Annotated in this window: 20 protein-coding genes and 5 tRNA genes; all 25 read right to left on the bottom strand. The window is 38.8% G+C overall.

Annotated elements, in window-relative coordinates; all coding sequences use genetic code 11:
- Positions 1–85: 85 nt before the first annotated feature.
- Entirely contained in the window at positions 86–403 is a 318-nt protein-coding gene (locus tag ACFOSX_RS07930; RefSeq protein WP_386098910.1) for a DUF3467 domain-containing protein, read from the bottom strand.
- Positions 404–682: 279 nt separating this feature from the next.
- On the bottom strand, positions 683–4,984 hold the full coding sequence (gene rpoC, locus ACFOSX_RS07925) for a DNA-directed RNA polymerase subunit beta' (protein WP_386098907.1): 4,302 nt from the start codon (positions 4,982–4,984) through the stop codon (positions 683–685).
- A 71-nt stretch (positions 4,985–5,055) separates the two neighbouring features.
- Positions 5,056–8,868: a DNA-directed RNA polymerase subunit beta gene (rpoB, locus tag ACFOSX_RS07920; RefSeq protein WP_386098904.1), complete on the bottom strand. Its 3,813-nt coding sequence runs from the start codon at positions 8,866–8,868 to the stop codon at positions 5,056–5,058.
- A gap of 132 nt (positions 8,869–9,000) precedes the next feature.
- Complete coding sequence (rplL, locus tag ACFOSX_RS07915) at positions 9,001–9,378, bottom strand: 50S ribosomal protein L7/L12 (protein ID WP_386098901.1); 378 nt, start codon at positions 9,376–9,378, stop codon at positions 9,001–9,003.
- A gap of 58 nt (positions 9,379–9,436) precedes the next feature.
- The gene (gene rplJ, locus ACFOSX_RS07910; protein ID WP_386098898.1) at positions 9,437–9,958 is read right to left on the bottom strand and encodes a 50S ribosomal protein L10; all 522 of its coding nucleotides are present in this window, start codon (positions 9,956–9,958) and stop codon (positions 9,437–9,439) included.
- Between the two features lie 21 nt (positions 9,959–9,979).
- The gene (rplA, locus tag ACFOSX_RS07905) at positions 9,980–10,675 is read right to left on the bottom strand and encodes a 50S ribosomal protein L1 (protein ID WP_386098895.1); all 696 of its coding nucleotides are present in this window, start codon (positions 10,673–10,675) and stop codon (positions 9,980–9,982) included.
- A gap of 10 nt (positions 10,676–10,685) precedes the next feature.
- Entirely contained in the window at positions 10,686–11,126 is a 441-nt protein-coding gene (gene rplK / locus ACFOSX_RS07900) for a 50S ribosomal protein L11 (RefSeq protein ID WP_299111865.1), read from the bottom strand.
- A gap of 67 nt (positions 11,127–11,193) precedes the next feature.
- Positions 11,194–11,751, bottom strand: a complete 558-nt coding sequence (gene nusG / locus ACFOSX_RS07895) for a transcription termination/antitermination protein NusG (RefSeq protein ID WP_386098891.1) — start codon at positions 11,749–11,751, stop codon at positions 11,194–11,196.
- A gap of 23 nt (positions 11,752–11,774) precedes the next feature.
- Positions 11,775–11,969, bottom strand: coding sequence for a preprotein translocase subunit SecE (secE, locus tag ACFOSX_RS07890; protein ID WP_386098888.1), 195 nt, complete (start codon positions 11,967–11,969; stop codon positions 11,775–11,777).
- A gap of 113 nt (positions 11,970–12,082) precedes the next feature.
- Positions 12,083–12,155: transfer RNA gene (locus ACFOSX_RS07885), tRNA-Trp, on the bottom strand.
- A gap of 61 nt (positions 12,156–12,216) precedes the next feature.
- The gene (tuf, locus tag ACFOSX_RS07880; RefSeq protein ID WP_386098885.1) at positions 12,217–13,404 is read right to left on the bottom strand and encodes an elongation factor Tu; all 1,188 of its coding nucleotides are present in this window, start codon (positions 13,402–13,404) and stop codon (positions 12,217–12,219) included.
- Positions 13,405–13,568: 164 nt separating this feature from the next.
- Positions 13,569–13,640, bottom strand: a tRNA-Thr gene (locus ACFOSX_RS07875).
- Between the two features lie 111 nt (positions 13,641–13,751).
- Positions 13,752–13,824: transfer RNA gene (locus ACFOSX_RS07870), tRNA-Gly, on the bottom strand.
- 241 nt (positions 13,825–14,065) lie between these two features.
- Positions 14,066–14,148 (bottom strand) — tRNA-Tyr (locus ACFOSX_RS07865).
- A 95-nt stretch (positions 14,149–14,243) separates the two neighbouring features.
- Positions 14,244–14,317, bottom strand: a tRNA-Thr gene (locus tag ACFOSX_RS07860).
- Between the two features lie 113 nt (positions 14,318–14,430).
- Positions 14,431–14,730, bottom strand: a complete 300-nt coding sequence (hpf, locus tag ACFOSX_RS07855; protein WP_386098882.1) for a ribosome hibernation-promoting factor, HPF/YfiA family — start codon at positions 14,728–14,730, stop codon at positions 14,431–14,433.
- Positions 14,731–14,754: 24 nt separating this feature from the next.
- A complete protein-coding gene (locus tag ACFOSX_RS07850) occupies positions 14,755–15,645 on the bottom strand; it encodes a tyrosine-type recombinase/integrase (protein WP_386098879.1) in 891 nt (296 codons plus the stop codon).
- 325 nt (positions 15,646–15,970) lie between these two features.
- A complete protein-coding gene (gene rpsU, locus ACFOSX_RS07845; RefSeq protein WP_386098876.1) occupies positions 15,971–16,165 on the bottom strand; it encodes a 30S ribosomal protein S21 in 195 nt (64 codons plus the stop codon).
- 122 nt (positions 16,166–16,287) lie between these two features.
- The gene (locus tag ACFOSX_RS07840; protein ID WP_386098873.1) at positions 16,288–17,715 is read right to left on the bottom strand and encodes a carboxypeptidase-like regulatory domain-containing protein; all 1,428 of its coding nucleotides are present in this window, start codon (positions 17,713–17,715) and stop codon (positions 16,288–16,290) included.
- 11 nt (positions 17,716–17,726) lie between these two features.
- Positions 17,727–18,893, bottom strand: a complete 1,167-nt coding sequence (locus ACFOSX_RS07835; protein ID WP_386098870.1) for an acyl-CoA dehydrogenase family protein — start codon at positions 18,891–18,893, stop codon at positions 17,727–17,729.
- A gap of 12 nt (positions 18,894–18,905) precedes the next feature.
- A complete protein-coding gene (locus tag ACFOSX_RS07830) occupies positions 18,906–19,787 on the bottom strand; it encodes a ComEA family DNA-binding protein (RefSeq protein ID WP_386098867.1) in 882 nt (293 codons plus the stop codon).
- 16 nt (positions 19,788–19,803) lie between these two features.
- Positions 19,804–21,525 carry an alanine/glycine:cation symporter family protein gene (locus ACFOSX_RS07825; protein ID WP_386098864.1) on the bottom strand — a complete coding sequence of 574 codons (1,722 nt, stop codon included), beginning with the start codon at positions 21,523–21,525 and terminating at the stop codon, positions 19,804–19,806.
- 91 nt (positions 21,526–21,616) lie between these two features.
- Positions 21,617–22,642: a potassium channel family protein gene (locus tag ACFOSX_RS07820; RefSeq protein ID WP_386098861.1), complete on the bottom strand. Its 1,026-nt coding sequence runs from the start codon at positions 22,640–22,642 to the stop codon at positions 21,617–21,619.
- A 3-nt stretch (positions 22,643–22,645) separates the two neighbouring features.
- Positions 22,646–22,873, bottom strand: coding sequence for a PspC domain-containing protein (locus tag ACFOSX_RS07815; RefSeq protein WP_386098858.1), 228 nt, complete (start codon positions 22,871–22,873; stop codon positions 22,646–22,648).
- A gap of 8 nt (positions 22,874–22,881) precedes the next feature.
- Positions 22,882–24,156, bottom strand: a complete 1,275-nt coding sequence (locus ACFOSX_RS07810) for a DUF2851 family protein (protein ID WP_386098855.1) — start codon at positions 24,154–24,156, stop codon at positions 22,882–22,884.
- Between the last annotated feature and the right edge of the window lie 17 nt (positions 24,157–24,173).

The raw sequence follows: 24,173 nt of genomic DNA, 5'->3' as shown, positions 1-24,173 counted from the left end.
TCACTTTTAATAAAGCTACCTTTTGATCGTCTTGCGTGTTTTTGAGATTCCTGCCCCCCCGAAACGTCGGGGGCAGGAATGACAGTTAGGCCTGTCCCGTCGGTCCGAAGTTCAGTGGCATTGGAGGCTTATCATAATCTTTAATTTCTCCGTGCGCCTTTTCAAACCGTTTTACGTTTTCGTTTAGAGCTTTTACCAAACGCTTAGCGTGCTGTGGGGTTAGGATGATTCTAGATTTCACCTTGCTCTTTGGCGCACCTGGCATAATATTTACAAAATCCACCACAAACTCTGATACAGAGTGATTGATGATTGCTAGGTTAGAGTATGTGCCTTGCGCAATTTGTTCATCTAATTCTATGTTAATCTGTCCCTTTTTAGGGGCTTTTTTGTCTTCTGCCATTTTGAACTTGTTAATGCTCCCAACTGGATTGGAAGTCTAGTTTTGATTTATTTTCACTTTCAACTGTCCCGATAGCGATCTGTAGAAAGTCTATTAATTTACGCTTTATTGATAAAGATACCTACACGATTTTAAATAGTTGTTCTCGATACACGATTTTTGCAAAATCGCACTCGAACAGATGCATCAAATTTGTACCAAAGTAAAAGCCTTCAAACTAAAATAGAATGAAGGCTTTATATTTATGGATTCCTGCCTTCGCAGAAATGACAAAACAAATTAGTTGAAATTCATCTCTTCTTTCTGCTTCATCATCTCATCGAATTCCTCTTTAGACCCTACGATGATATTTTCGTAAGCCCTAACACCTGTACCGGCTGGGATTCTATGTCCGACGATAACATTCTCCTTAAGACCTTCTAAGGTATCTACTTTACCGTTTACGGCGGCTTCGTTCAATACTTTAGTTGTCTCTTGGAAAGATGCTGCAGAGATAAACGATTTAGTCTGAAGCGAAGCTCTCGTAATTCCTTGAAGGATTGGTGTTGCTGTAGCTGTATTTACATCTCTGGCAACAACTAATTGCTTATCCTCTCTTCTAAGGATTGAGTTTTCATCTCTTAACTGACGCATCGTTACGATTTGTCCAAGCTTCAAGTTTTCAGACTCTCCTACTTCTTCAACGACTTTCATGCCGAACATCTTATCATTCTCCTCAATGAAATCTGACTTATGAACCAATTGGTTTTCTAGGAAGATGGTATCACCAGAATCAATGATTCTAACTTTACGCATCATCTGTCTTACAACCACTTCAAAATGCTTGTCGTTAATCTTCACACCCTGTAAACGATAGACTTCTTGAACCTCATTAACCAAGTACTGTTGTACAGCAGCAGGGCCTTTAATGTTTAAGATATCGTTTGGCGTTACAGAACCATCAGACAATGGCATACCAGCTTTAACGTAATCGTTCTCTTGTACAAGAATCTGATTCGAAAGTTTCACCAAGTATTTCTTGATTTCACCAAGTTTAGACTCAATGATAATTTCACGGTTACCTCTTTTGATTTTTCCGAAAGACACTACACCATCAATCTCACTAACTACAGCTGGATTAGATGGGTTACGTGCTTCAAACAATTCCGTTACACGAGGAAGACCACCTGTAATATCACCCGCTTTGGCTGACTTACGAGGAATCTTCACTAAGATTTTACCGATATCGATTTTCTCGCCATCGTCAATCATAATGTGTGCACCTACTGGTAAGTTGTAAGAACGGATTGTTTCACCTTTTTTATCTTCGATAAGAAGGGTTGGAATCAACTTCTTGTTTCTAGATTCAGAAATTACTTTCTCTTGGAAACCTGTTTGTTCATCAATCTCTACCTGGTATGTTACACCTTGTTCGATATTTTCATAACGTACCTTACCGGCAAATTCTGAAATAATTACACCGTTATACGGATCCCAAGAACAGATGACATCACCTTTCTTCACCTTATCCCCTGGCTTCACAAATATGTGTGACCCATAAGGAATGTTATTTGTACTTAAGACGATACCTGTTTTGGCATCGGTTAATTTCAATTCTGATGTACGAGAGATAACAACATCAACGTCGTTACCTTCATTATCTTTAGATTTAACGGTCTTTAAATCATCGATTTCGGCGATTCCATCAAACTTAACCGTTAATTTATTCTCTTCGGAAATGTTACCTGCAATACCACCTACGTGGAATGTACGTAACGTCAACTGCGTTCCTGGCTCACCAATAGATTGCGCAGCAACAACACCAACAGCTTCGCCTCGTTGTACCAATTTGCCTGTTGCAAGGTTACGTCCGTAACACTTCACACAGATACCTTTTTTGGCTTCACAAGTTAATGGTGAACGTACTTCGATAGCTTCAACTGCTGAATCTCCGATACGCTTAGCAATAGCATCGTTAATATGATCTCCTGAAGCAACCAATAACTCTTCAGTTAATGGATCATAAACATCGTTAAGTGATGTTCTACCTACGATTCTAGCTTCAAGTTTCTCAATAATCTCTTCATTCTTTTTCAATGCAGAAACCTCAATACCTCTTAATGTGCCACAGTCTTCTTCGTAAACAATTACATCTTGTGACACATCTACCAAACGACGTGTTAAGTAACCTGCATCGGCCGTTTTAAGAGCCGTATCCGCAAGACCTTTACGTGCACCGTGCGTAGAGATAAAGTATTCTAAGATTGAAAGTCCTTCCTTAAAGTTAGATAAGATTGGATTTTCAATTATCTCACCACCACCAGCATTGGATTTTTTCGGCTTGGCCATTAATCCACGCATACCAGTTAACTGACGAATCTGTTCCTTAGATCCACGAGCTCCAGAATCAAGCATCATATATACCGAGTTAAATCCTTGCTGATCCTCACGGATACGCTTCATGGATAACTCTGTTAATTCTGCGTTGGTAGAGGTCCATATATCAATAACTTGGTTGTAACGTTCGTTATTGGTAATAAGACCCATGTTATAGTTGCCCATAATACCGTCAACTTGTTTGTTGGCTGCATCAATCATGGTGTGCTTCTCTTGTGGGATGATAATATCACCCAAACTGAATGATAAACCACCTTGGAAGGCGAACTTATAACCTTGAGTCTTAATTTCATCTAAGAACTCCGCCGTTTCTGGCACAGAAGTTACTTTAAGAATACCATGGATGATATCTCTTAAAGACTTCTTAGTTAATACTTCATTAATATATCCAGCTGCCGTTGGAACTTTTTCGTTAAATAATACACGTCCTACAGTTGTTTCAATAATTTGTCTGGTCAACTCACCTTCTTCGTTGAAGTCCATTGTTCTTACCTTAATTCCGGCATTAAGATCAACTTTCTTCTCGTTGTAAGCAATAGTTACCTCTTCTGGAGAATAGAAGGTTAAACCTTCTCCTTTAACAGGTACTTCTTTGGTTGACTTACGCAACTTGGTCATGTAGTACAGTCCCAAAACCATATCCTGAGATGGTACCGTTACCGGAGAACCATTTGCAGGGTTTAGGATATTGTGAGACGCCAACATTAACAATTGCGCTTCAAGAATTGCTTCTGGGCCTAACGGTAAGTGTACAGCCATCTGATCACCATCGAAATCGGCATTAAATGCCGTACATACCAATGGGTGTAACTGAATCGCTTTTCCTTCAATAAGTTTCGGCTGGAAGGCCTGAATACCCAAACGGTGAAGCGTAGGCGCACGGTTTAGCAATACCGGATGTCCTTTAAGGACGTTCTCCAAGATATCCCAAACCACAGGCTCTTTACGATCTATAATTTTCTTGGCAGATTTTACAGTTTTTACAATACCACGTTCAATCAGTTTCCTGATGATAAACGGCTTGTAAAGCTCTGCTGCCATATTCTTTGGAAGACCACACTCAAACAATTTTAATTCTGGTCCAACGACGATTACGGAACGTGCCGAATAATCCACACGCTTACCTAATAAGTTTTGACGGAAACGCCCTTGCTTACCTTTAAGTGAATCTGAAAGTGATTTTAATGGTCTATTAGAATCTGTTTTAACCGCAGAAGACTTACGCGTGTTATCGAATAAAGAATCTACAGATTCTTGAAGCATACGCTTTTCGTTACGCAAAATAACTTCTGGTGCTTTTATCTCAACCAATCGCTTAAGACGGTTGTTACGGATAATGACACGACGGTATAAATCATTTAAATCTGACGTTGCAAAACGACCACCATCTAAAGGCACTAAAGGTCTTAATTCTGGTGGAATTACAGGAATAGCCTTAAGAATCATCCATTCTGGCTTATTCTCTCTATTCTCGTTAGAATCCCTAAAGGCTTCAACAACTTGAAGACGCTTCAACGCTTCTGTTTTACGTTGCTTAGAGGTTTCGTTATTTGCTTTATGACGTAAATCGTATGATAATGCATCTAAATCGATACGTGCTAAAATGTCAATTAAACATTCTGCACCCATCTTAGCGATGAATTTGTTAGGATCTGTATCGTCTAGGTATTGGTTTTCTTGTGGAATGGATTCGAGAATATTCAAGTACTCTTCTTCCGTTAGGAAATCCATTTTCTGAAGCGGTTCCCCTTCAGCATTCATAGCAATACCTGGTTGAATCACTACGTAACGCTCATAATAGATAATCATGTCTAATTTCTTAGAGGGCAATCCTAATAAGTAACCAATTTTATTTGGTAACGAACGGAAATACCAGATATGTGCTACAGGCACCACCAAATTGATGTGCCCAACACGGTCTCTACGTACTTTCTTTTCGGTTACCTCTACACCACAACGGTCACAAACAATGCCTTTGTAGCGAATTCTTTTATATTTTCCACAGGCACATTCAAAATCCTTTACAGGACCAAAAATACGCTCGCAGAACAAACCATCACGTTCTGGTTTGTGTGTTCGATAATTAATAGTTTCTGGCTTTAAAACCTCTCCTCTAGATGCTGCCAAAACAGATTCTGGAGACGCTAAACCAATAGAAATTTTGTTAAATTTCTGTACTGTATTCTTATCTTGTCTTCTTGCCATGTTCTTTATAGTCTTGAGTCTTTGGTCTTTAGTCGATAGAATTCTACCGACTAAAGACTACTGACTATTCTTTATTCTTCTAATCTAATATCTAATCCCAATCCTTTCAATTCGTGCATAAGTACGTTGAAAGATTCAGGTAGTCCTGGCTCTGGCATTGGCTCTCCCTTAACGATAGCTTCGTAAGTTTTAGCTCTACCAATAACATCATCCGATTTTACGGTTAAGATTTCACGTAGAGTACTAGACGCTCCATAAGCCTCAAGTGCCCAAACCTCCATCTCACCAAAACGCTGACCACCAAACTGTGCTTTACCACCAAGTGGTTGCTGGGTAATCAATGAGTATGGTCCAATAGAACGTGCGTGCATCTTATCGTCAATCATGTGACCAAGCTTAATCATGTAGATAACTCCTACAGTTGCTGGTTGGTCAAAACGATCTCCTGTTCCACCATCATATAAATACGTATGACCGAAACGTGGTACACCTGCTTCATCGGTAAAGCCATTAATTTGATCTAAAGTAGCTCCATCAAAAATTGGTGTTGCATACTTACGACCTAACTTCTGACCTGCCCAACCTAGAACGGTTTCATAAATCTGACCGATGTTCATACGAGATGGTACCCCAAGTGGATTCAATACGATATCAACTGGCGTTCCGTCTTCAAGGAAAGGCATATCTTCTTGACGAACAATTCGTGCAACTATACCTTTGTTACCGTGACGCCCTGCCATCTTATCACCAACCTTAAGCTTACGTTTCTTAGCGATGTAAACTTTAGCCAATTTAATAATTCCGGCTGGAAGCTCATCACCTACAGAGATGGTAAACTTCTCACGTCTCAATGACCCCTGAAGATCATTTTCCTTAATCTTATAGTTGTGGATTAAATCTTCAACCAAAGCGTTTGTAGCGTCATCAGTCGTCCATTTTCCTGACGTTAAGTGCGTGTAATCATCTACAGCGTTCAACATCTTTAAGGTATATTTCTTTCCTTTTGGAATGATTTCCTCACCAAGATCATTATAAATACCTTGCGCTGTTTTACCATTTACTATGGCAAATAACTTCTCAACCAATACGCTCTGAAGCTCATCAAAACGGTTATCGTAAGCATCTTCCAGCTTCTCGATATCCTCCTTGTCTTGTGCTCTCTTACGTTTATCCTTAATGGCTCTTGCGAACAATTTCTTGTCAATCACAACACCATTTAAAGATGGCGATGCTTTCAATGATGCATCTTTTACATCACCAGCTTTATCACCAAAAATGGCACGTAATAACTTTTCTTCTGGCGTAGGATCAGATTCACCTTTTGGCGTAATCTTACCAATTAAGATATCGCCTGGCTTAATCTCAGCACCAACGCGAATCATACCATTCTCATCCAAGTCTTTTGTGGCTTCCTCAGAAACATTAGGGATATCATTAGTCAACTCTTCGTTACCTAATTTGGTATCTCTTACTTCCAACGAATACTCATCGATATGGATAGAGGTGAAGATATCGTCTCTTACCACTTTTTCAGAAATCACGATTGCATCTTCAAAGTTATACCCTTTCCAAGGCATAAAGGCAACTTTCATGTTTCGTCCAAGCGCTAATTCTCCTTTTTGTGTCGCATAACCTTCACAAAGAACTTGTCCTTTTTCAACTTTATCGCCTTTCTGAACGATTGGCTTTAAGTTAATAGACGTTCCTTGGTTGGTTTTTCTAAACTTCACTAAAGGATAAGACTTGGTATCACTATCAAAGCTTACCATAGCTTCTTCCTTGGTACGCTCGTATTTGATTGTAATCTTTTCCGCATCAACGTACTCAACAGTTCCGTTTCCTTCTGCATTTATCAATACTCTAGAATCTGAAGCGACTTGACGCTCTAAACCTGTACCAACAATCGGCGACTCAGGACGTAATAATGGTACGGCCTGACGCATCATGTTAGACCCCATCAATGCACGGTTGGCATCATCATGCTCCAAGAATGGAATCAACGATGCTGAAATCGATGCAATTTGGTTAGGTGCAACATCCGTATAATTAACATTTGAAGGATCAATTACAGGGAAATCACCTTCTTGACGAGAGATAATTTTTTCTGGTAAAATCTTTCCTTTTTTATCAACTTCAATGGTTGCTTGTGCAATCAACATATCTTCTTCCTCTTCGGCACTTAGATATGTCGGTGCATTTTTAATATCAACAACACCGTTTTCAACTTTGCGATATGGTGTTTCAATGAATCCCATAGAATTCACTTTCGCATAAACCGAAAGCGAAGAAATCAAACCAATGTTTGGACCTTCTGGTGTTTCAATAGGACATAAACGTCCGTAGTGTGTATAGTGAACATCACGAACCTCGAATCCTGCACGCTCCCTAGACAAACCTCCAGGTCCTAATGCCGACAAACGACGTTTGTGTGTAATCTCCGCCAATGGATTTGTTTGATCCATAAACTGAGACAACTGGTTGGTACCAAAGAATGAATTAATTACTGAAGACAAGGTCTTAGCGTTAATTAAATCAATCGGCGTAAAAACTTCGTTGTCACGAACGTTCATACGCTCACGGATGGTACGCGCCATACGCGCTAAACCAACACCAAACTGAGATGATAACTGCTCACCTACGGTACGTACACGACGGTTAGATAAGTGATCAATATCATCAATCTCTGCCTTAGAGTTGATTAGCTCAATTAAATATTTGATAATCGTTATGATATCTAATTTGGTAAGCACTTGCTTATCCATACCGATATCTAACTGTAATTTCTTGTTCATTCTGTAACGACCAACTTCTCCAAGAGAGTAACGTTGATCCGAGAAGAATAACTTGTCGATAATACCACGAGCGGTTTCCTCATCTGGCGGCTCAGCATTACGTAACTGACGGTAGATGTGCTCAACGGCTTCTTTTTCAGAGTTTGTTGGATCTTTCTGAAGTGTGTTGTGGATAATAGCATAATCGCCTTGCTGTGCACTTTCTTTATGTAAAAGAATAGTCTTTACACCAGCTTCAAGGATTTCCTCGATGTTTTCCTTATCAACAATCGTATCACGGTCCAATACAATTTCGTTACGCTCAATAGATACAACTTCACCTGTATCTTCATCAACGAAATCCTCATGCCATGTGTTCAATACACGCGCGGCAAGTTTGCGACCGATGACTTTTTTCAATCCAGCTTTAGAGACTTTTACCTCTTCAGCCAAATCAAAAATTTCTAAAATGTCTTTATCGCGCTCATATCCGATAGCTCTAAACAACGTTGTAACAGGAAGCTTTTTCTTTCTGTCAATGTACGCATACATTACGCTATTGATATCTGTTGCGAATTCTATCCAAGAGCCCTTAAAAGGAATTACTCTTGCTGAATATAATTTTGTTCCGTTAGCATGGAAAGACTGACTAAAGAATACACCTGGTGATCTGTGTAACTGAGACACAACTACACGCTCTGCACCATTAATACAGAAGGTTCCGCTTGGCGTCATGTAAGGAATTGTTCCTAAGTACACATCCTGGACAATAGTCTCGAAGTCCTCATGTTCAGGGTCTGTACAGTACAATTTTAAACGTGCCTTTAACGGTACACTGTATGTTAATCCTCTTTCAATACATTCTTCGATAGAATAACGTGGTGGATCAATAAAATAATCCAAGAATTCTAATACGAATTGATTTCTTGTGTCGGTAATTGGAAAGTTCTCCATGAAGGTATTGTATAAACCTTCATTTCCTCTTTGATCTGATTTTGTCTCTAATTGGAAAAAATCCTGGAAGGATTTAATCTGAATGTCCAGAAAATCTGGATACTCAGTTCTGTTCACTATAGAGGAGAAATTTAATCTTTCAGCTTGTTGTGCTAACATCTATGAACGAGATTATGATTAAAAAAAATAATAAAGTGTATATAGCAATTATATACACAAAAGGGTTTAGGTCCTACCCCGCAAATTTTTGCGGGATAAACCTAAACCGTATCTTGTAGGTATGTGTTAAGCTTACTTAAGCTCAACCTCAGCTCCAGCTTCTTCTAAAGATGCTTTTAATGCTTCTGCTTCGTCTTTAGCGATACCTTCTTTGATTGCACTTGGTGCATCATCAACTAAACCTTTAGCGTCTTTTAAACCAAGACCAGTCAATTCCTTAACTAATTTTACAACTGCAAGTTTAGAACCACCTGCGGCTTTAAGGATTACGTCGAATTCAGTTTGCTCTTCTGCGGCTTCTCCACCAGCAGCGCCACCACCAGCAGCAACAGCTACAGCTGCAGCAGCAGGCTCGATACCGTACTCCTCTTTTAAAATATCAGCTAATTCATTAACCTCTTTTACAGTTAAATTAACTAATTGTTCTGCGAAATCTTTTAAATCTGCCATTTTTCTATCGTTTTAATAAGTGTGTTTTTATTTTAATTTTTAAGTGCGTACACGTTGATTATCCTTCTTTTTCGGATAAAGTTTTTAAGATACCTGCGATTGTTCCACCACCAGATTTAAGTGCTGAAATAACGTTCTTAGCAGGTGACTGTAATAAGCCAATAATCTCACCAAGCAATTCTTCTCTTGATTTGATATCTACTAACGTATCTAATAAATCGTCACCAATGTAAATTGACTCTTCAATGAAGGCTCCTTTTAATAAAGGCTTTTCAGACTTCTTTCTGAAGTTTTTAATCAATTTAGCCGGCGCATTTCCTGTTTCAGAATACATTACCGAAGTATTACCTTTTAAAGTCGTTGGTAAGTCTCCGAAATCTTTATCAGAGGCTTCCATCGCCTTTTCTAACAATGTATTTTTTACAACAGCTAACTTTACGTTTGCTTTAAAAGCAGCTCTACGTAAATTTGAAGTGTCCACTGCATTTAATCCAGAAATATCAGCTAAATAGATATTTGTATTATCTGCAAGTTGAGCAGTTAACTCTTCAATTACCAATGATTTTTCTTCTCTTGTCATAATTATTAAAGTTTACTACTATTACTTCTGATTTGTCTTAGGGTCAACAGGGATACTTGGGCTCATAGTACTTGATAAGAAGATACTCTTTACATAGGTTCCTTTTGACGCCGTTGGCTTCATCTTTACAATTGTAGTAATCAATTCACTTGCATTACCTACAATCTTCTCAGCACTAAATGATGCTTTGCCAATTGGTGCGTGAACGATACCAGTTTTATCAACTTTAAAGTCGATTTTACCAGCTTTAACTTCACTTACCGCTTTGGCTACATCCATAGTAACTGTTCCTGTTTTTGGATTTGGCATTAAACCTCTTGGACCTAATACTCTACCTAATGGACCTAATTTACCCATGATGCTTGGCATAGTGACGATAACGTCAACGTCTGTCCAACCACCTTTGATTTTATCTAGGTACTCATCTAACCCCACATAATCCGCACCTGCTTCTTTAGCTTCGTCTTCTTTATCTGGTGTTACTAATGCAAGAACCTTCATGTCTTTACCTGTTCCATGTGGTAAGGATACCACACCACGAACCATTTGATTTGCTTTACGTGGATCAACGCCTAAACGAATAGCGATATCTACGGAAGCATCAAATTTTGTTGTCGTGATTTCTTTAAGTAAAGAAGAAGCTTCTTCTAGAGAGTAAAATTTGTTTCTATCAACTTTACCTCTAGCTTCTTTTTGCTTTTTTGTTAATCTTGCCATTTCAAAAATTTTAGTTTGGAGCTTCTCCTCCTTTAACTGTGATACCCATTGACCTCGCTGTTCCAGCTACCATTTTCATAGCTGATCCAATCTCAAATGCATTCAAATCTTGCATCTTGTCTTCTGCAATAGTTTTTACTTGATCCCAAGTGACTTTTGCTACTTTTCTTCGGTTCGGTTCTCCAGATCCCTTCTTTACTTTGGCCGCTTCTAATAATTGTACTGCTGCTGGTGGAGTCTTGATTACAAATTCAAATGATTTGTCTTTGTAAACAGAGATTACCACAGGTAATACTTTACCTGGTTTATCTTGGGTTCTAGCATTAAACTGCTTACAGAACTCCATGATATTAACTCCAGCGGCACCTAAAGCGGGTCCAACCGGTGGCGATGGATTCGCTGCACCTCCCCGAACTTGTAATTTAACTACTTTGTCTAGTTCTTTTGCCATTTTTAAATAATTTGCCGTGCGTTCTCTAATTGGAAGCTAGAGTAAACACTATGTATTGTAACAATTATTATACTTTTTCAACTTGCATATAGCTTAACTCTAATGGTGTCTTTCTTCCGAAAATCTTAACCATTACTTCAAGCTTACGCTTTTCTTCATTGATCTTTTCGATCGTACCATCAAAACCATTAAATGGCCCATCGATGACCTTTACAGTCTCTCCGATGGTAAACGGAATAGCAATGTTAGAGTCAGCCTCAAGCGCAAGCTCATCAACTTTACCTAACATTCTATTGACTTCAGATTGTCTTAATGGCACAGGATCTCCACCTTTGGTCTCCCCTAAAAAGCCAATTACGTTTGTAATGGACTTAATAATATGAGGAATCTCACCACTAAGGTTAGCCTGTATCATAATGTAACCCGGAAAATAAACGCGTTCTTTGTTAACTTTTTTTCCGTTACGAATCTGAATCACTTTTTCAGTAGGCACTAAAACTTGGTCTACATAATCTTCTAAACCCAATCGAGAAATTTCATTCTCAATATAGTTTTTGATTTTGTTTTCCTGCCCACTTACAGCTCTAACAACGTACCATTTTTTATTTGAATTCTTTTCAGACATAAGTTTGATTACCGTTGTTTAGATTAATTGATTAAAGAAAAATAATACTGAATTGCTCTACTGAACACCGTATCTACGCCCCAAATAGCTAAAGAGAAGATAATAGAGAACACGGCTACAAGCACGGTTAAACGTTGTGCTTCTGGCCAAGGTGTCCACGTTACATTATTCTTTAACTCGTCGAATGATTCTTTAACGTATGTAATTAATCCTGCCATCTGTATTTATATTATTTAAGACCTAAGTCTTTAAAATTATTGTCTCGCACGGGTTGAGATGCTCCCCTCGACTTCGCTCGGGACAGGCTTCTCGCCTCGTTAATTTTAATTAGCACGGGTTGAGAGGCTCGAACTCCCGACACCTGGTTTTGGAGACCAGTGCTCTACCAACTGAGCTAAACCCGTAAATAACAATCAAGGTATCCCGAAAAATCGGAACACCTTAATTGATTATTTAACTATATAATTAGTCTAAAATTTCAGTCACCTGACCAGCACCAACTGTACGTCCACCCTCACGGATAGCGAAACGTAAACCTACGTTCATTGCAATTGGCTGAATCAAATCAACAGTGATTGTTAAGTTATCACCAGGCATAACCATTTCAACTCCATCAGGAAGCGCAATGTTTCCTGTTACGTCAGTTGTACGTACGTAGAACTGTGGACGGTAGTTGTTATGGAATGGTGTGTGACGACCACCTTCTTCTTTCTTAAGGATATAAACCTCAGCTTTGAATTTAGCATGTGGTGTTACAGAACCTGGCTTAGTGATTACCATACCTCTAGAGATTTGAGTTTTCTCAATACCTCTTAATAAGATACCTGCATTATCTCCTGCCTCACCTCTATCAAGGATTTGACGGAACATCTCAATACCAGTAATAGTAGACGTTAATTTCTCAGCACCCATACCAATGATCTCAACTGGATCACCTGTGTTAGCAACACCAGTCTCAATACGACCAGTTGCTACAGTACCACGACCAGTAATAGAGAATACATCTTCGATTGGCATTAAGAAAGGCTTGTCCATATCACGAACTGGCTCTTCAATCCAAGCATCAACTTCTTCCATAAGCTTCATTACTGTATCAACCCACTTTTGCTCACCATTAAGTGCACCTAAAGCAGAACCAGCAACTACAGGTCCGTTATCACCATCGTACTCATAGAAAGATAAAAGATCTCTGATCTCCATCTCTACTAATTCTAATAATTCTTCATCATCAACCATATCCACTTTGTTCATGAATACAACGATACGAGGAATACCTACCTGACGTCCTAAAAGGATGTGTTCACGTGTTTGTGGCATAGGACCATCTGTTGCAGCAACAACTAAGATAGCACCATCCATTTGAGCAGCACCAGTAACCATGTTCTTTACGTAATCCGCGTGACCTGGACAGTCAACGTGAGCGTAGTGACGATTAGCTGTTGCATATTCTACGTGTGAAGTATTAATTGTAATACCTCTTTCTTTTTCTTCTGGTGCGTTATCAATCTGATCGAATGATCTTGCTTCAGATAAACCTGCATCAGCTAATACTTTAGTAATAGCAGCAGTTAAAGTTGTTTTACCGTGATCTACGTGTCCAATAGTACCAATGTTTAAGTGTGGTTTTGAACGATCGAAAGTTGCCTTTGCCATGTTTAATTTATTTTAATCTTAATTTATATTAGTGTTCAAATGTTAAATAGGTATAACCTAAAAATAGAGCTATAAATCGCAACTGAAATTGCAATTTTAGTCTCCTTAATAAAATTGAGCCAATGACCACGCTTTTTGCGTGATGACCTCTAGCTCCTTTATAGAGCCAATGACGAGATTTGAACTCGTGACCTCTTCCTTACCAAGGAAACGCTCTACCCCTGAGCTACACCGGCTTTTCATTTACGATTGCCGATTTGTGATTTACGATCCTGAAATCGCACTTCTTAACTCGTAAATTATAGAGCGGGCGATCACGCTTTTCAGCGTGACGACATTCCACTTTGAGCGGGAGACCGGGTTCGAACCGGCGACATTCAGCTTGGAAGGCTGACGCTCTACCAACTGAGCTACTCCCGCGTTTATCAAATTCCAAAGACTAAATTCCATACTCCAAAATGGATCGGATTTTAATTTGAAAATTGAATGGTATTCAATATTTCAAGTTTGGATGACCTTGCATTAGACTAACAACCCTTTCATTACTTAAAAGATTAACTCGCTATGCTCGTTCATCCGTGAAGGGGAACCCTTCACAAAAAATTTTGAAACACAGTTTTACAAAAGCGAGCTTTTGACAACTGTTCATTCAAAATTTTTGTGGGGAGAGCAGGATTCGAACCTGCGAAGTTAAAAAACAACAGAGTTACAGTCTGTCCTCGTTGGCCGCTTGAGTATCTCCCCGTCCATCAATTTATGGGCTGCAAAAATACAGCTTTTTCATTGATATGCCATTCTTTTAAAGAACTTTTTATTTCGCTTTTATTTCGAAATTTAAGAGCCGATGGAGGGACTCGAACCCACGACCTGCTGATTACAAATCAGCTGCTCTAGCCAGCTGAGCTACATCGGCTTTTCTGCCCTTTTTCATGCTAAAAATGACGCATAAAAAAGTCCGCTATTTCTAACGGACTGCAAATGTAGTGTTTTATTTATTTATTCAAAATAATTTTGAAAAATTTTTGATTAATGTGCGCGCAACTTTTGTTTACGTTTCAACAACTGTCTTTCTAAAGAAGCGGCGGCACTGTCAGCGCCTTCTTCAAAACTCTTGCATTGCTTTTTAACGATAAAGCTATCACCCGGTACACTTACTTTAGCTTCAAAAATTTTGTTGGCCTTTTCGCTGGTGTTTTCAACTTTTAAATAAACATCTGATTGTATAATCTTGTCGTAATATAAATCTAACTTGTCTAATCGCTTTTGAATAAAATTAATGAGTTTTTGGTCTGCTACGAAGTTGACGGATTGCGTGTTTACTTTCATACGTCTTTGGTTTTAGGTTAGACTTTATTTTGTGTTTCTCGGATGCGCTTTGGCATACACTTTTTTTAATTCGGCTATACTGTTGTGTGTATACACCTGTGTCGCTGCCAAACTAGAATGCCCGAGAAGTTCCTTTACTGCGTTTAAGTCAGCACCGCCATTCAGCAAATGAGTCGCAAAAGAGTGCCTTAAGACGTGAGGACTACATTTTAGCTTTGATGACGTTCTACTAAAATACTTATTTATAATTCTGTAAACAAGCATTTCGTAAATTTTAAGACCTTTTTTTGTTAAAAAGAGATAATCGCTATCTACAATGATTTCCAGCCGGTTACGATGATTCAAATACGCTTTAAGTGTTTGCATCACTGTATCTATTAACGGAATGAAACGTTCCTTATTTCGCTTACCGAGGACTTTTAACGTATTATTACCATAGTCGATAGCATTCAATTTTAGATCCACCAATTCTATACGTCGGATTCCTGTAGCATAGAAAAGTTCTACAATCAATCGGTCACGCAAGCCTTCAAAATCGTCTTCTTGCGAAATAAGTTTTATAGTGTTAGAGAGTTCATCTTCAGAAAAAGGAATCTGCACCTTTTTCTCTACTTTTAGGGCACGATGTTTTTGAAGTGGATTATCCTTTCGGGCTTCAACTTTTTGGAGGTATTTAAAGTAAGTACTCAACGCACTCACTTTTCGGTTGACCGTTCGGTTTGATACACCGTCATCAACTAGAAAGACAATCCATTGTCTGATCTGTGCATAATTGACTGCCGCAATGGCATCACCATCATAGGTCTCATTTAAAAATAGCTGGAAGCCTTCCAAATCATTTTCATAAGCTATTATGGTATGCTGGGAATAGTTTTTCTCTAAAAGGAGATAGTCAAAAAATGCGTCTAATGTCATTAGACTAATATAGGTAATCTCAAGTTATTTTTGATTGTGCGTCATTGCGAATTACGCATAGCGTAATGTGGCAATCTTTTAATCTTTTACTAGTTCCATGAGATAACCACGTCTCCCGAAACTTCGGGATTCTCGTTATGACGATTTGAATTAAAATTTTTACAATCCACAAACTACGTCATTGCGAATCACGTCCAAAGGTGATGTGGCAATCTCTTAATTTTTTTCTAGCTCATGAGATTACCACGTCACTGCGTTTCTCGTAATGACCTAAAAACAAAAAATCCCGACGTGCTGTCGGGATTTTGTTATTTAAATAGGAAATCTATTCTTGCTCTGCGTCTCTTAAACCTTGAACATATTGTGCTTTCTGCAACTGTGCTCTACGCTCAATAGAAGGTTTAGTGAACTGCTTTCTAGTCTGCAATGCACGGCGTGTTCCCGTTTTATCAAACTTACGCTTGTAACGCTTTAACGCTCTTTCTATATTTTCGCCTTCTTTTACCTGAATCTTTAACATAGGTCTTAACCTCCTCTCTTTTAGATCACCGCAGCCATAAAAATGACAGGGCTATAATTTTGAGCGGCAAATATATAAACTATTCAGAATCTGACAATAGCCTAATTTGAAGTTTTTGAAAATTAATTTTTAAAAAGCGTCGCGCGTTTGCTTAAATCCTGAATAAGCTTTTCATCCTCATCACTTTCTAGAAGTACATTATAGTTTTTCCAGAAGGCTTCGTTATAAGGTTTAGGCGAAAAGATATCCATATCCCATTCCTCTTGAAGCTTGGTTTGAATCACAATATCATCCAATATTATTTCAGAAAACAATATCTCTTGAACGGTGTAGTAGTAGCGTTCATTTTCATTATATCGCTTTCGCTCAGCTTCCGTGATCTTACCTTTTCCTTTCAGACCGACATTAACGAGCTTTGGCGTTTCGTAATAAATATAGTTAGGATACATTTTGTCTTCAAACTCCATATAATTAATAACCAACTTATGATTGGTCTGCGTGCCGAAGAGTCGCTTGCTACGCTCCTTCTGAACTTTGGACGCGGCCGTTAAATCATACTCCACCCGTTTAATGGCATAATTATCGTAATAGATATAGAGCCAACCATTGGCGTGGTAGCCTTCATTGTACATGCCTTCAGTATCCAGCCCGACAAACGCTTCGCTATCTTCAATCTTAATCTTATAAATTTTACGGTCGTTATCCACCAAAATAGTATCTAACTGAAACTGATGGGTCCGTAAAACATCTTCGCCAAACAGTGCTTTATTATCATTGGCATTTCTGAATAAATTCAATTTGCCTTGAAAGATATTCTGAAGGCCGTTAACCCGAGTGTCATTCCAGCGTATAGCATTCACCAATTCGGAAGTTTGCAAATCCCGGCGATTGACATCGGTAATCTTCAATCGGCTTTTTCCAGCATTTCGGTTTTTATAGGATACGTAGGCAAAGACCGAATCTAAATCCCGAAGGTCATAACTTTTTCGAACTTCGTCCACATTCACTTTTAAATGCTCCGAACTCGACGACGCATATCCCGAATCATAAACCGTGATGGCACTTTCTATGAGCCATTTAAATTCCCTACTGTTTCGTTCTTTATGTCGTAAAAACCCTTTTTGAACATAGGAAGAATCTGGAAGGTTGTCCTCCAAACGCTCCAAGGCGCGTAGTACAATATCGTTTCCGGTTTTGGGTCTGGTTTCTGCTACAAGAAGGATTTCATCCAAAGAGGCTACATCTTCTTCTAGAAAAATATCTTGGGTGGCATCATAATCCGCTACCCTTACTTTAAAACTTTTAAATCCAATGGATGAAACCACTAATGTATCTTGCGCCAGTGACTGCGGAATTTGAAGTACAAACTTTCCGTCCGTATTACTGATGGTTCCTATCGTGGTATTCTGAATATAAACGTTGGCATTGTCTAAAGGCAACAACTTCATAAAGTCTACCACCTTGCCTTTGATTTCTAGTTGCGCAAATCCGAAGGATGCACAAATCAAGGCTAGACCAGTAAAATAAATTTTGAAGTTTGGGGCTTTCATATCAATAATTCTTAAGTCGCTGGCTTGTAGTCCTTGTTATCAATGACCATCTTCGCAATGATTTCACGTAAAATCTCCGAAGTACCTCCGCCAATTGGCCCTAATCGACTATCGCGTGCCATTCGTGCCAGAGGATATTCTTCCATATAACCGTAACCACCTAAAAATTGAAGGCATTGGTAGATAACGTCGTCCGCCACTTTTGTGGATTGTAATTTAGACATGGTTGCTTCTTTCACTACATAATCCCCTTGATCTAATCGCTTGGTGACGTAGTAGTTGAATTGCTTTACAATCTCCGTCTGTGTTTCACAATCTGCAAAACTGTGACGCAAGGCCTGAAAACGATCTATCGTTCTCCCGAAGGCTGTTCGTTCACTCATATATTGCTTGGCATATTCTAAAGCGTATTCTGCTCTGGCGTGTGCATTGACACCCATAATTAAACGCTCTAATGCGAAGTGTTGCATGATGTATGGAAAGCCTTGATTTTCCTCTCCCATTAAGTTTGAAGCGGGAATCTTTACATTATCAAATGCAATCTCACCCGTATCCGAAGCCCTCCAACCCAACTTATCTAGCTTTGTAGCCGAAATACCTGAAGTGTCACGATCCATTACAAAGATGCTGATGCCTTTATTACCGAGTTCAGGATTTGTCTTCGCCGCAACGACCAAGTAATCGCTATAAACACCGTTAGTAATAAACGTTTTTGAACCATTAATGACATAATTGTCGCCTTCTTTTACCGCTGTGGTTCTCATACCTGCTACATCACTTCCGCCAAAAGGTTCAGTAATACATAGACACCCTATCATTTCCCCGGAAATACTTGGCACTAGATACTTTTGCTTTATGGCTTCATCGCCTTCTTTGTTTAGATGCGTCATCGCCAAATAAGCATGTGCCCACATAGCGGCTGCAAAACCTCCCGAATTAATACGTTGCATTTCCTCTAACCAAATGACCATGTAAAACAGGTCTAAATCCAGTCCGCCGTAAGCTTCAGGATAGGTCAATCCAAAATAGCCCATCTCTCCAAATTTAACCCAGATGAATCGCTCAATATGGCCCGTTTCCTCCCATTTATCGATATGGGGGACGACTTCTTTTTGTAAAAAATCCCGAAGACTTTCCCTAAATAAGTGATGTTCTTCTGTAAAATATAAGGTAGACATATATAGCTTTTTTTAGAGCTGTAAATATAACTTAATTATCTCGATTTTATTGAGCGGAAAATCTTCAACTTTTGTTAAGTCATCAAGACTTTTAAAGCCATCTCTTAAGGTACGCTCTTCAATAATTTTGCCTGCAATTTCATAATCGATATGCGGAATCCTAACCAATTGGTCTATGGTCGCTGTATTAAGATTGAAGGTTTCAATTTGGCGTGGTGTCTTTACCGTGAATTGTTGCAGAACCCGCTCAATGACTTCAGGAGATAGCCCCCAAATTTCAGACAATTGCACATCCGCAATAAAACCACCTTTGTATTTGTTTCGGTAATCAATAATACGTTTTGAAAGTGCCTCACCGATGCCGTTAACCTTTCTCAATTGTTCTACTGTTGCTGTATTAAGATCAATTTTTTGATCATAAGTTTTCGGTGAATTTGAATACGAGTTGGAATAGCTTTGAAACGAATTACGAGGTTTAGGATTCGTCACCCAATTTGGAAACTTAAAGTACGGCGATATTTTATTTAACAATGAATCTGAAACTTGAGTGACCGTCTGAAACTGCGCTACAGAATTAATCCACTGATCTTTCTCCCGAAACGCCAATAGTCGATTGATTTCTTCTTGACTCATCCCCAGCGAATACCCTTTGTAATCCGTAATAAAGTTGGGATTAAACGGATAAATCTTCGGTTTGCGGTTCTCCAATTCTACCTTTTTCAAGGAATCGATTTCATTTTGAAACGCGATTAATTCAGAAGAATCGTTTTGAGAACTCTGGTGTTTCGAATCAAAATCAACAAAAAAGTAAATCCCGTACACCGCAACGATGAGTAGTACTAATAAAAAAATCCCACTCCGTTGTTGTTTTGTAAACTGGTAGTGGGATTTCATATTTAAAACTTATGTGTTAATCTTCGATAGCGTCAGCCTTTAACTTAATGGCATCGAGATAACGCTTTAATTGCTTCTTCACTACTGGGTATAAGAAGAATAGCCCTACCATGTTAGGGAAGATCATTGCAAAAATCATTGCATCTGAGAACGCCCAGATTGATCCCATACTTGCTGCTGCTCCAATCACCACAAAAGTTAAGAATAACAATTTATAAACTAAATCGGCTGTTTTTCCTCTTCCGAATAAAAACTTCCATGACTGAAGTCCGTAGTATGACCATGAAATCATCGTTGACACAGCGAACAGTACCACGGCTATAGTTAAGAAAATCTGTGAACCTGGAATATACTGTGCAAAGGCCGCAGAGGTAATTCCCGCACCTTCTAATGGTTGTCCATCGATGTAAACAACACCAGAACCGTCACCACCATACTCAAAGAAACCTCCGAAATTGAAAATCACGATAACCAAAGCAGTCATCGTACAAATCAATACCGTATCAATAAATGGTTCTAATAAGGCAACTAAACCTTCAGAAGCTGAATATTTTGTTTTCACCGCTGAATGCGCAATAGATGCAGAACCTGCACCAGCTTCGTTAGAGAATGCAGCACGTTGGAAACCTACTAAAAGAACACCGATTAAAGAACCAACACCAAAGGCCGTTGGGTTAAAGGCTTCCCTTACTATAAGACCAACAGCATCATCGATTAAACTGAAGTTACTTAGGATAATATACAAACACGCCGCCACATACATTACAGCCATAAAAGGAACAACCTTTTCTGTTACTTGAGCGATACGCTTAATACCACCGATTATAATAATTCCAACTAAGGCAGCGAGCACTAAACCTACAATGGCACCGGCCGCAGTACTTTCCCAGTTGAATAATTCTTTAATTACTATAGTCGCTTGATTAGACTGTGCCGCGTTGCCACCACCAAAAGAACCACCAATACAGAACACAGCAAAAATACCTGCCGCGATTTTTCCAAAGGTCTTAAAGCCTTTAGATTTTAATCCTTTACTGATATAGTACATTGGACCTCCGTAAACTGTTCCGTCTTCACCAACATCTCTATACTGAACACCTAAGGTACATTCCACAAATTTTGTAGACATCCCCAATAGACCACAAACAATCATCCAAAATGTAGCTCCAGGACCACCTAGTGCAATGGCTAATGCTACACCCGCGATATTTCCGTTACCAACAGTTCCTGAAACCGCAGTAGCTAATGCTTGAAAGTGAGACACCTCTCCATCAGAACTTTCATCTCTAATGGTATCTACGATATCTCCATCGATAGCCAAATCATTATTACTGGCTAATTTTTCTTCAACTTTATCTAAATGCTCTTCAATATTAACGTTAGACAAATCCTGTCCTTGCGCTATACCGTCTTCTCCGTATAATTCAGCCGCACCGTGCTTTTCAATGTCTTCGTATTTACCACGAACCGTATTGATCGCTGTCCAAAAATATCTGATGTTTGGAAAACCAAAATAAATAGTAAAAAATAATGCCGAACCTACCAAAAGGACCAATACAAATGGTATAGTATACACATCATCTTGGTATATCGGGAAGAAAATAACATTGGTAAAAAAATCTGCAACAGGTTGAAACGCTTGGTCTATTTTTTGGTCTAATCCAACATCCTCGGTTTCTTGTGCAAAATTTAAAAAAGGAACCGCTAGGGCAATTATTGATAGAAGATATTTCTTCATGAGTTAGTTATTAGTTAGTTATGAAATTTCAAGTCGACAAGATGCTAAAAAATTCTCAGTTATTAAAGTGAGTACCGTTAAAATCTAGGTTTTAAAGGTCAATATCGTATTCAGAATTTAGCTTTTCAATCTGTTCTGGTCGTCCGAGTACAATTACTTTAGATCCTGGAACGAGCTTGGTATTGGCCTCGGGATTGACGATATAGTCACCCTCAGCCGTTTTAAAACCGATAACGGTACAGCCACTGATTTGTCTTAGATCCAAATCCCGAATCGTTTTTTTGCGTTGCGCATCATACAATTGCTCTACGGCCAGTTCTTCAATATTGATATTGCCTGCGCCGACGATTGACAAATTATCGATAAACTCAATAAGGTCTGGAACCACAACCAAAGATGCCATATGATCGCCACCAATACGGTCTGGGAGAATAACATTGTCAGCTCCGGCGAGTTTTAGTTTATTATATGAGGTTTCTTCGGAAGCTCTACTGATTATACATAAATCTTTATTGAGCTGTCTTGCGCTTAAAACCACGAATAAATTATCTGCATCATCTGGCATAGCCGAAATCAAGGTACTTGCTTTTTCAATACCAGCAGTTTTAAGAACATCATCGTCATTGGCATTACCCACTATAAAATTGACGTTATCGATTTTCACTTTTTCCACAACTTCCTTGTTCTTTTCAATGACCACAAACGGCTTTTTGTAAGCGGCCAATTTACGAGCGGCCTGCTTTCCGTTTCGGCCATAACCACAAATAATAATGTGGTTTTCGAGTTTATCAATCTTTTTCTGCATTTGGCGTTGTTTAATATTTTCTAGACTGTTTTTACTTAAAATATATTCGGTAATAATCGAAATGGCATAACCTACTATAACGACGCTTCCCAAAATAAGGACGACCGTAAAAAGTTTAGCATTAGCGTCTAGAGGACCGACTTCACCATAGCCTACCGTGGTAATGGTAATAACCGTCATATACAAAGCATCGACCCAAGCGTAATCTGCAATAAGCCGAAACCCCAAAACACCAACCAACAGAAGCAAAAACAAAAGCGTAAATGCGATATATATTTTAGAACGAAATAAACCGAGTAATGGATTTATCATAGATTATAGGTCGAAAACTGACGTTCGTTTAGTGTAGATAATATCTTTAATACGCATCCAAAAGGCTAAAAATAAATAGAGCGCAAATCCAAAGCCAACGGTCACAAAAGTGATGTACATAAAAGATGTACGAACAATCTTGGCTCTAATTCCCAGACGGTCGGCAATACGCTGACAGACATAATAACCTCGCTTTTGAAAATAGTAAAGGAGCTCGTAGAAAAATTTCATACGGCAAGTTAATTATTTCCTAGGATTAATTGGTTACCAATAGCGCAAGAGACGCATCTATTTTTATCGCAATAGTTATTTTTAAGCTGAATGAGCGCCTGCGAGGTCAATGCCGATTTTTTCATGGGTTTTAATTCGAAGAATTTATCTACGATGGAATTCGACTCCAATTTAATTTCGCTGATGACATCAAGTAATTCTGAATCGATAGTCTTACCATTAGCCTTGGCATAACTAAATTTTAAAGGAATGATGGCATTGATGAGCAAGAGGTCTACAAATGGTTTGGTCATTTTCTTTTTGGAAGCTTTGGAAGGCGTCCCAAAATTGTAATGCGTTTGCCAATAGTTTGAAGGTGTCACACAAAGTAGCTTGTAAAAATCGTCTAAAGTGTTGGTTTGAATGACTTTTGAAAACAGATTTTGCTGGGTGTATAAGGTAGCTAATTGCGCTAAGCGAATCGTCGGGAAATTTGGCGGACGAAGCCTGAAAAATCTTGAAGACTCTACAGCTCCATTTTCAAATTGAAACTTTTGCTTTAAGTAGAAATAACGTTTTTTTAAATCTTTAAAATAAGCGTCTTCAGAATCTAGGTCAAGCAATCCGGATTGTCCAAAAAATAAGGATTCCAAATCCTGACCATCCGATGCCACCTTCCGGACTATTGAAAACGGTATTGACTGTGCCATACTTAAAAAGGCAGAACCATTGACTTTCAATCCGAAAGCTCTTGCCAACATTATAAATAGTACTGCCTCCCAATCGTTTTGAGCTTTCTTCAAAAGTTGGTTGATGTCTTCGGACTTACATTGTAAACGCTCCAAATAGAGTCGTTCTAACCAGTTTTCCAAAGTGAAATTATCTATCGAATTAAAGTCATTTTCGCAGTTAATCCATGCGTTGGATTGATACATCAATTTTTCGTATTCGGCCAGCAGTTTAGGATTGACATAGGGTTTCAATTCCAGCGTATCTAGTACTGAATTATCTGCTCTGTAGATGTCGGCATCATGTTCCCAAACGACATGAAGGATAACATTGTCGTAGGCTTTGTCCTTTTCATGCCGATGCACATACCAGTCTGACGATTTTATATGAATCTCCACATTACCCGCCCATGTTTGCCCATCGATTTTTAGTTGTGCATTGAAGAAATCGGGCCCTGCATCATGGTTGTGTTGCCCAAAAGAAGTGATGATAACAGATTTGCCGTCAACCGTTTTCAGATTTTGAAAATCGAATTTTTTGTATTTCCAGATATAGTGAAGAAAGTCCTCTTGCATAGCAGTCTAAATTACAA

The sequence above is a fragment of the Winogradskyella maritima genome, from assembly GCF_042650215.1.
GTDB lineage: Bacteria > Bacteroidota > Bacteroidia > Flavobacteriales > Flavobacteriaceae > Winogradskyella > Winogradskyella maritima.
This window is presented reverse-complemented; position numbering and strand designations above follow the sequence as displayed.

Bases quoted from the DNA above. Each gene is read 5' to 3' on its own strand.
- rpoB (WP_386098904.1), bottom strand. From the start codon at position 8,868: ATGTTAGCACAACAAGCTGAAAGATTAAATTTCTCCTCTATAGTGAAC.
- secE (WP_386098888.1), bottom strand. From the start codon at position 11,969: ATGGCAGGATTAATTACATACGTTAAAGAATCATTCGACGAGTTAAAG.
- ACFOSX_RS07840 (WP_386098873.1), bottom strand. From the start codon at position 17,715: ATGAAAGCCCCAAACTTCAAAATTTATTTTACTGGTCTAGCCTTGATT.
- tuf (WP_386098885.1), bottom strand. From the start codon at position 13,404: ATGGCAAAGGCAACTTTCGATCGTTCAAAACCACACTTAAACATTGGT.
- rpoC (WP_386098907.1), bottom strand. From the start codon at position 4,984: ATGGCAAGAAGACAAGATAAGAATACAGTACAGAAATTTAACAAAATT.
- ACFOSX_RS07810 (WP_386098855.1), bottom strand. From the start codon at position 24,156: ATGCAAGAGGACTTTCTTCACTATATCTGGAAATACAAAAAATTCGAT.
- ACFOSX_RS07835 (WP_386098870.1), bottom strand. From the start codon at position 18,893: ATGTCTACCTTATATTTTACAGAAGAACATCACTTATTTAGGGAAAGT.
- ACFOSX_RS07815 (WP_386098858.1), bottom strand. From the start codon at position 22,873: ATGAAATTTTTCTACGAGCTCCTTTACTATTTTCAAAAGCGAGGTTAT.
- ACFOSX_RS07850 (WP_386098879.1), bottom strand. From the start codon at position 15,645: ATGACATTAGACGCATTTTTTGACTATCTCCTTTTAGAGAAAAACTAT.
- ACFOSX_RS07830 (WP_386098867.1), bottom strand. From the start codon at position 19,787: ATGAAATCCCACTACCAGTTTACAAAACAACAACGGAGTGGGATTTTT.
- ACFOSX_RS07820 (WP_386098861.1), bottom strand. From the start codon at position 22,642: ATGATAAATCCATTACTCGGTTTATTTCGTTCTAAAATATATATCGCA.
- nusG (WP_386098891.1), bottom strand. From the start codon at position 11,751: ATGTCTGAAAAGAATTCAAATAAAAAATGGTACGTTGTTAGAGCTGTA.
- rplA (WP_386098895.1), bottom strand. From the start codon at position 10,675: ATGGCAAGATTAACAAAAAAGCAAAAAGAAGCTAGAGGTAAAGTTGAT.
- rplJ (WP_386098898.1), bottom strand. From the start codon at position 9,958: ATGACAAGAGAAGAAAAATCATTGGTAATTGAAGAGTTAACTGCTCAA.
- rplL (WP_386098901.1), bottom strand. From the start codon at position 9,378: ATGGCAGATTTAAAAGATTTCGCAGAACAATTAGTTAATTTAACTGTA.
- rplK (WP_299111865.1), bottom strand. From the start codon at position 11,126: ATGGCAAAAGAACTAGACAAAGTAGTTAAATTACAAGTTCGGGGAGGT.
- rpsU (WP_386098876.1), bottom strand. From the start codon at position 16,165: ATGTTAAAGATTCAGGTAAAAGAAGGCGAAAATATAGAAAGAGCGTTA.
- ACFOSX_RS07930 (WP_386098910.1), bottom strand. From the start codon at position 403: ATGGCAGAAGACAAAAAAGCCCCTAAAAAGGGACAGATTAACATAGAA.
- ACFOSX_RS07825 (WP_386098864.1), bottom strand. From the start codon at position 21,525: ATGAAGAAATATCTTCTATCAATAATTGCCCTAGCGGTTCCTTTTTTA.
- hpf (WP_386098882.1), bottom strand. From the start codon at position 14,730: ATGAAAGTAAACACGCAATCCGTCAACTTCGTAGCAGACCAAAAACTC.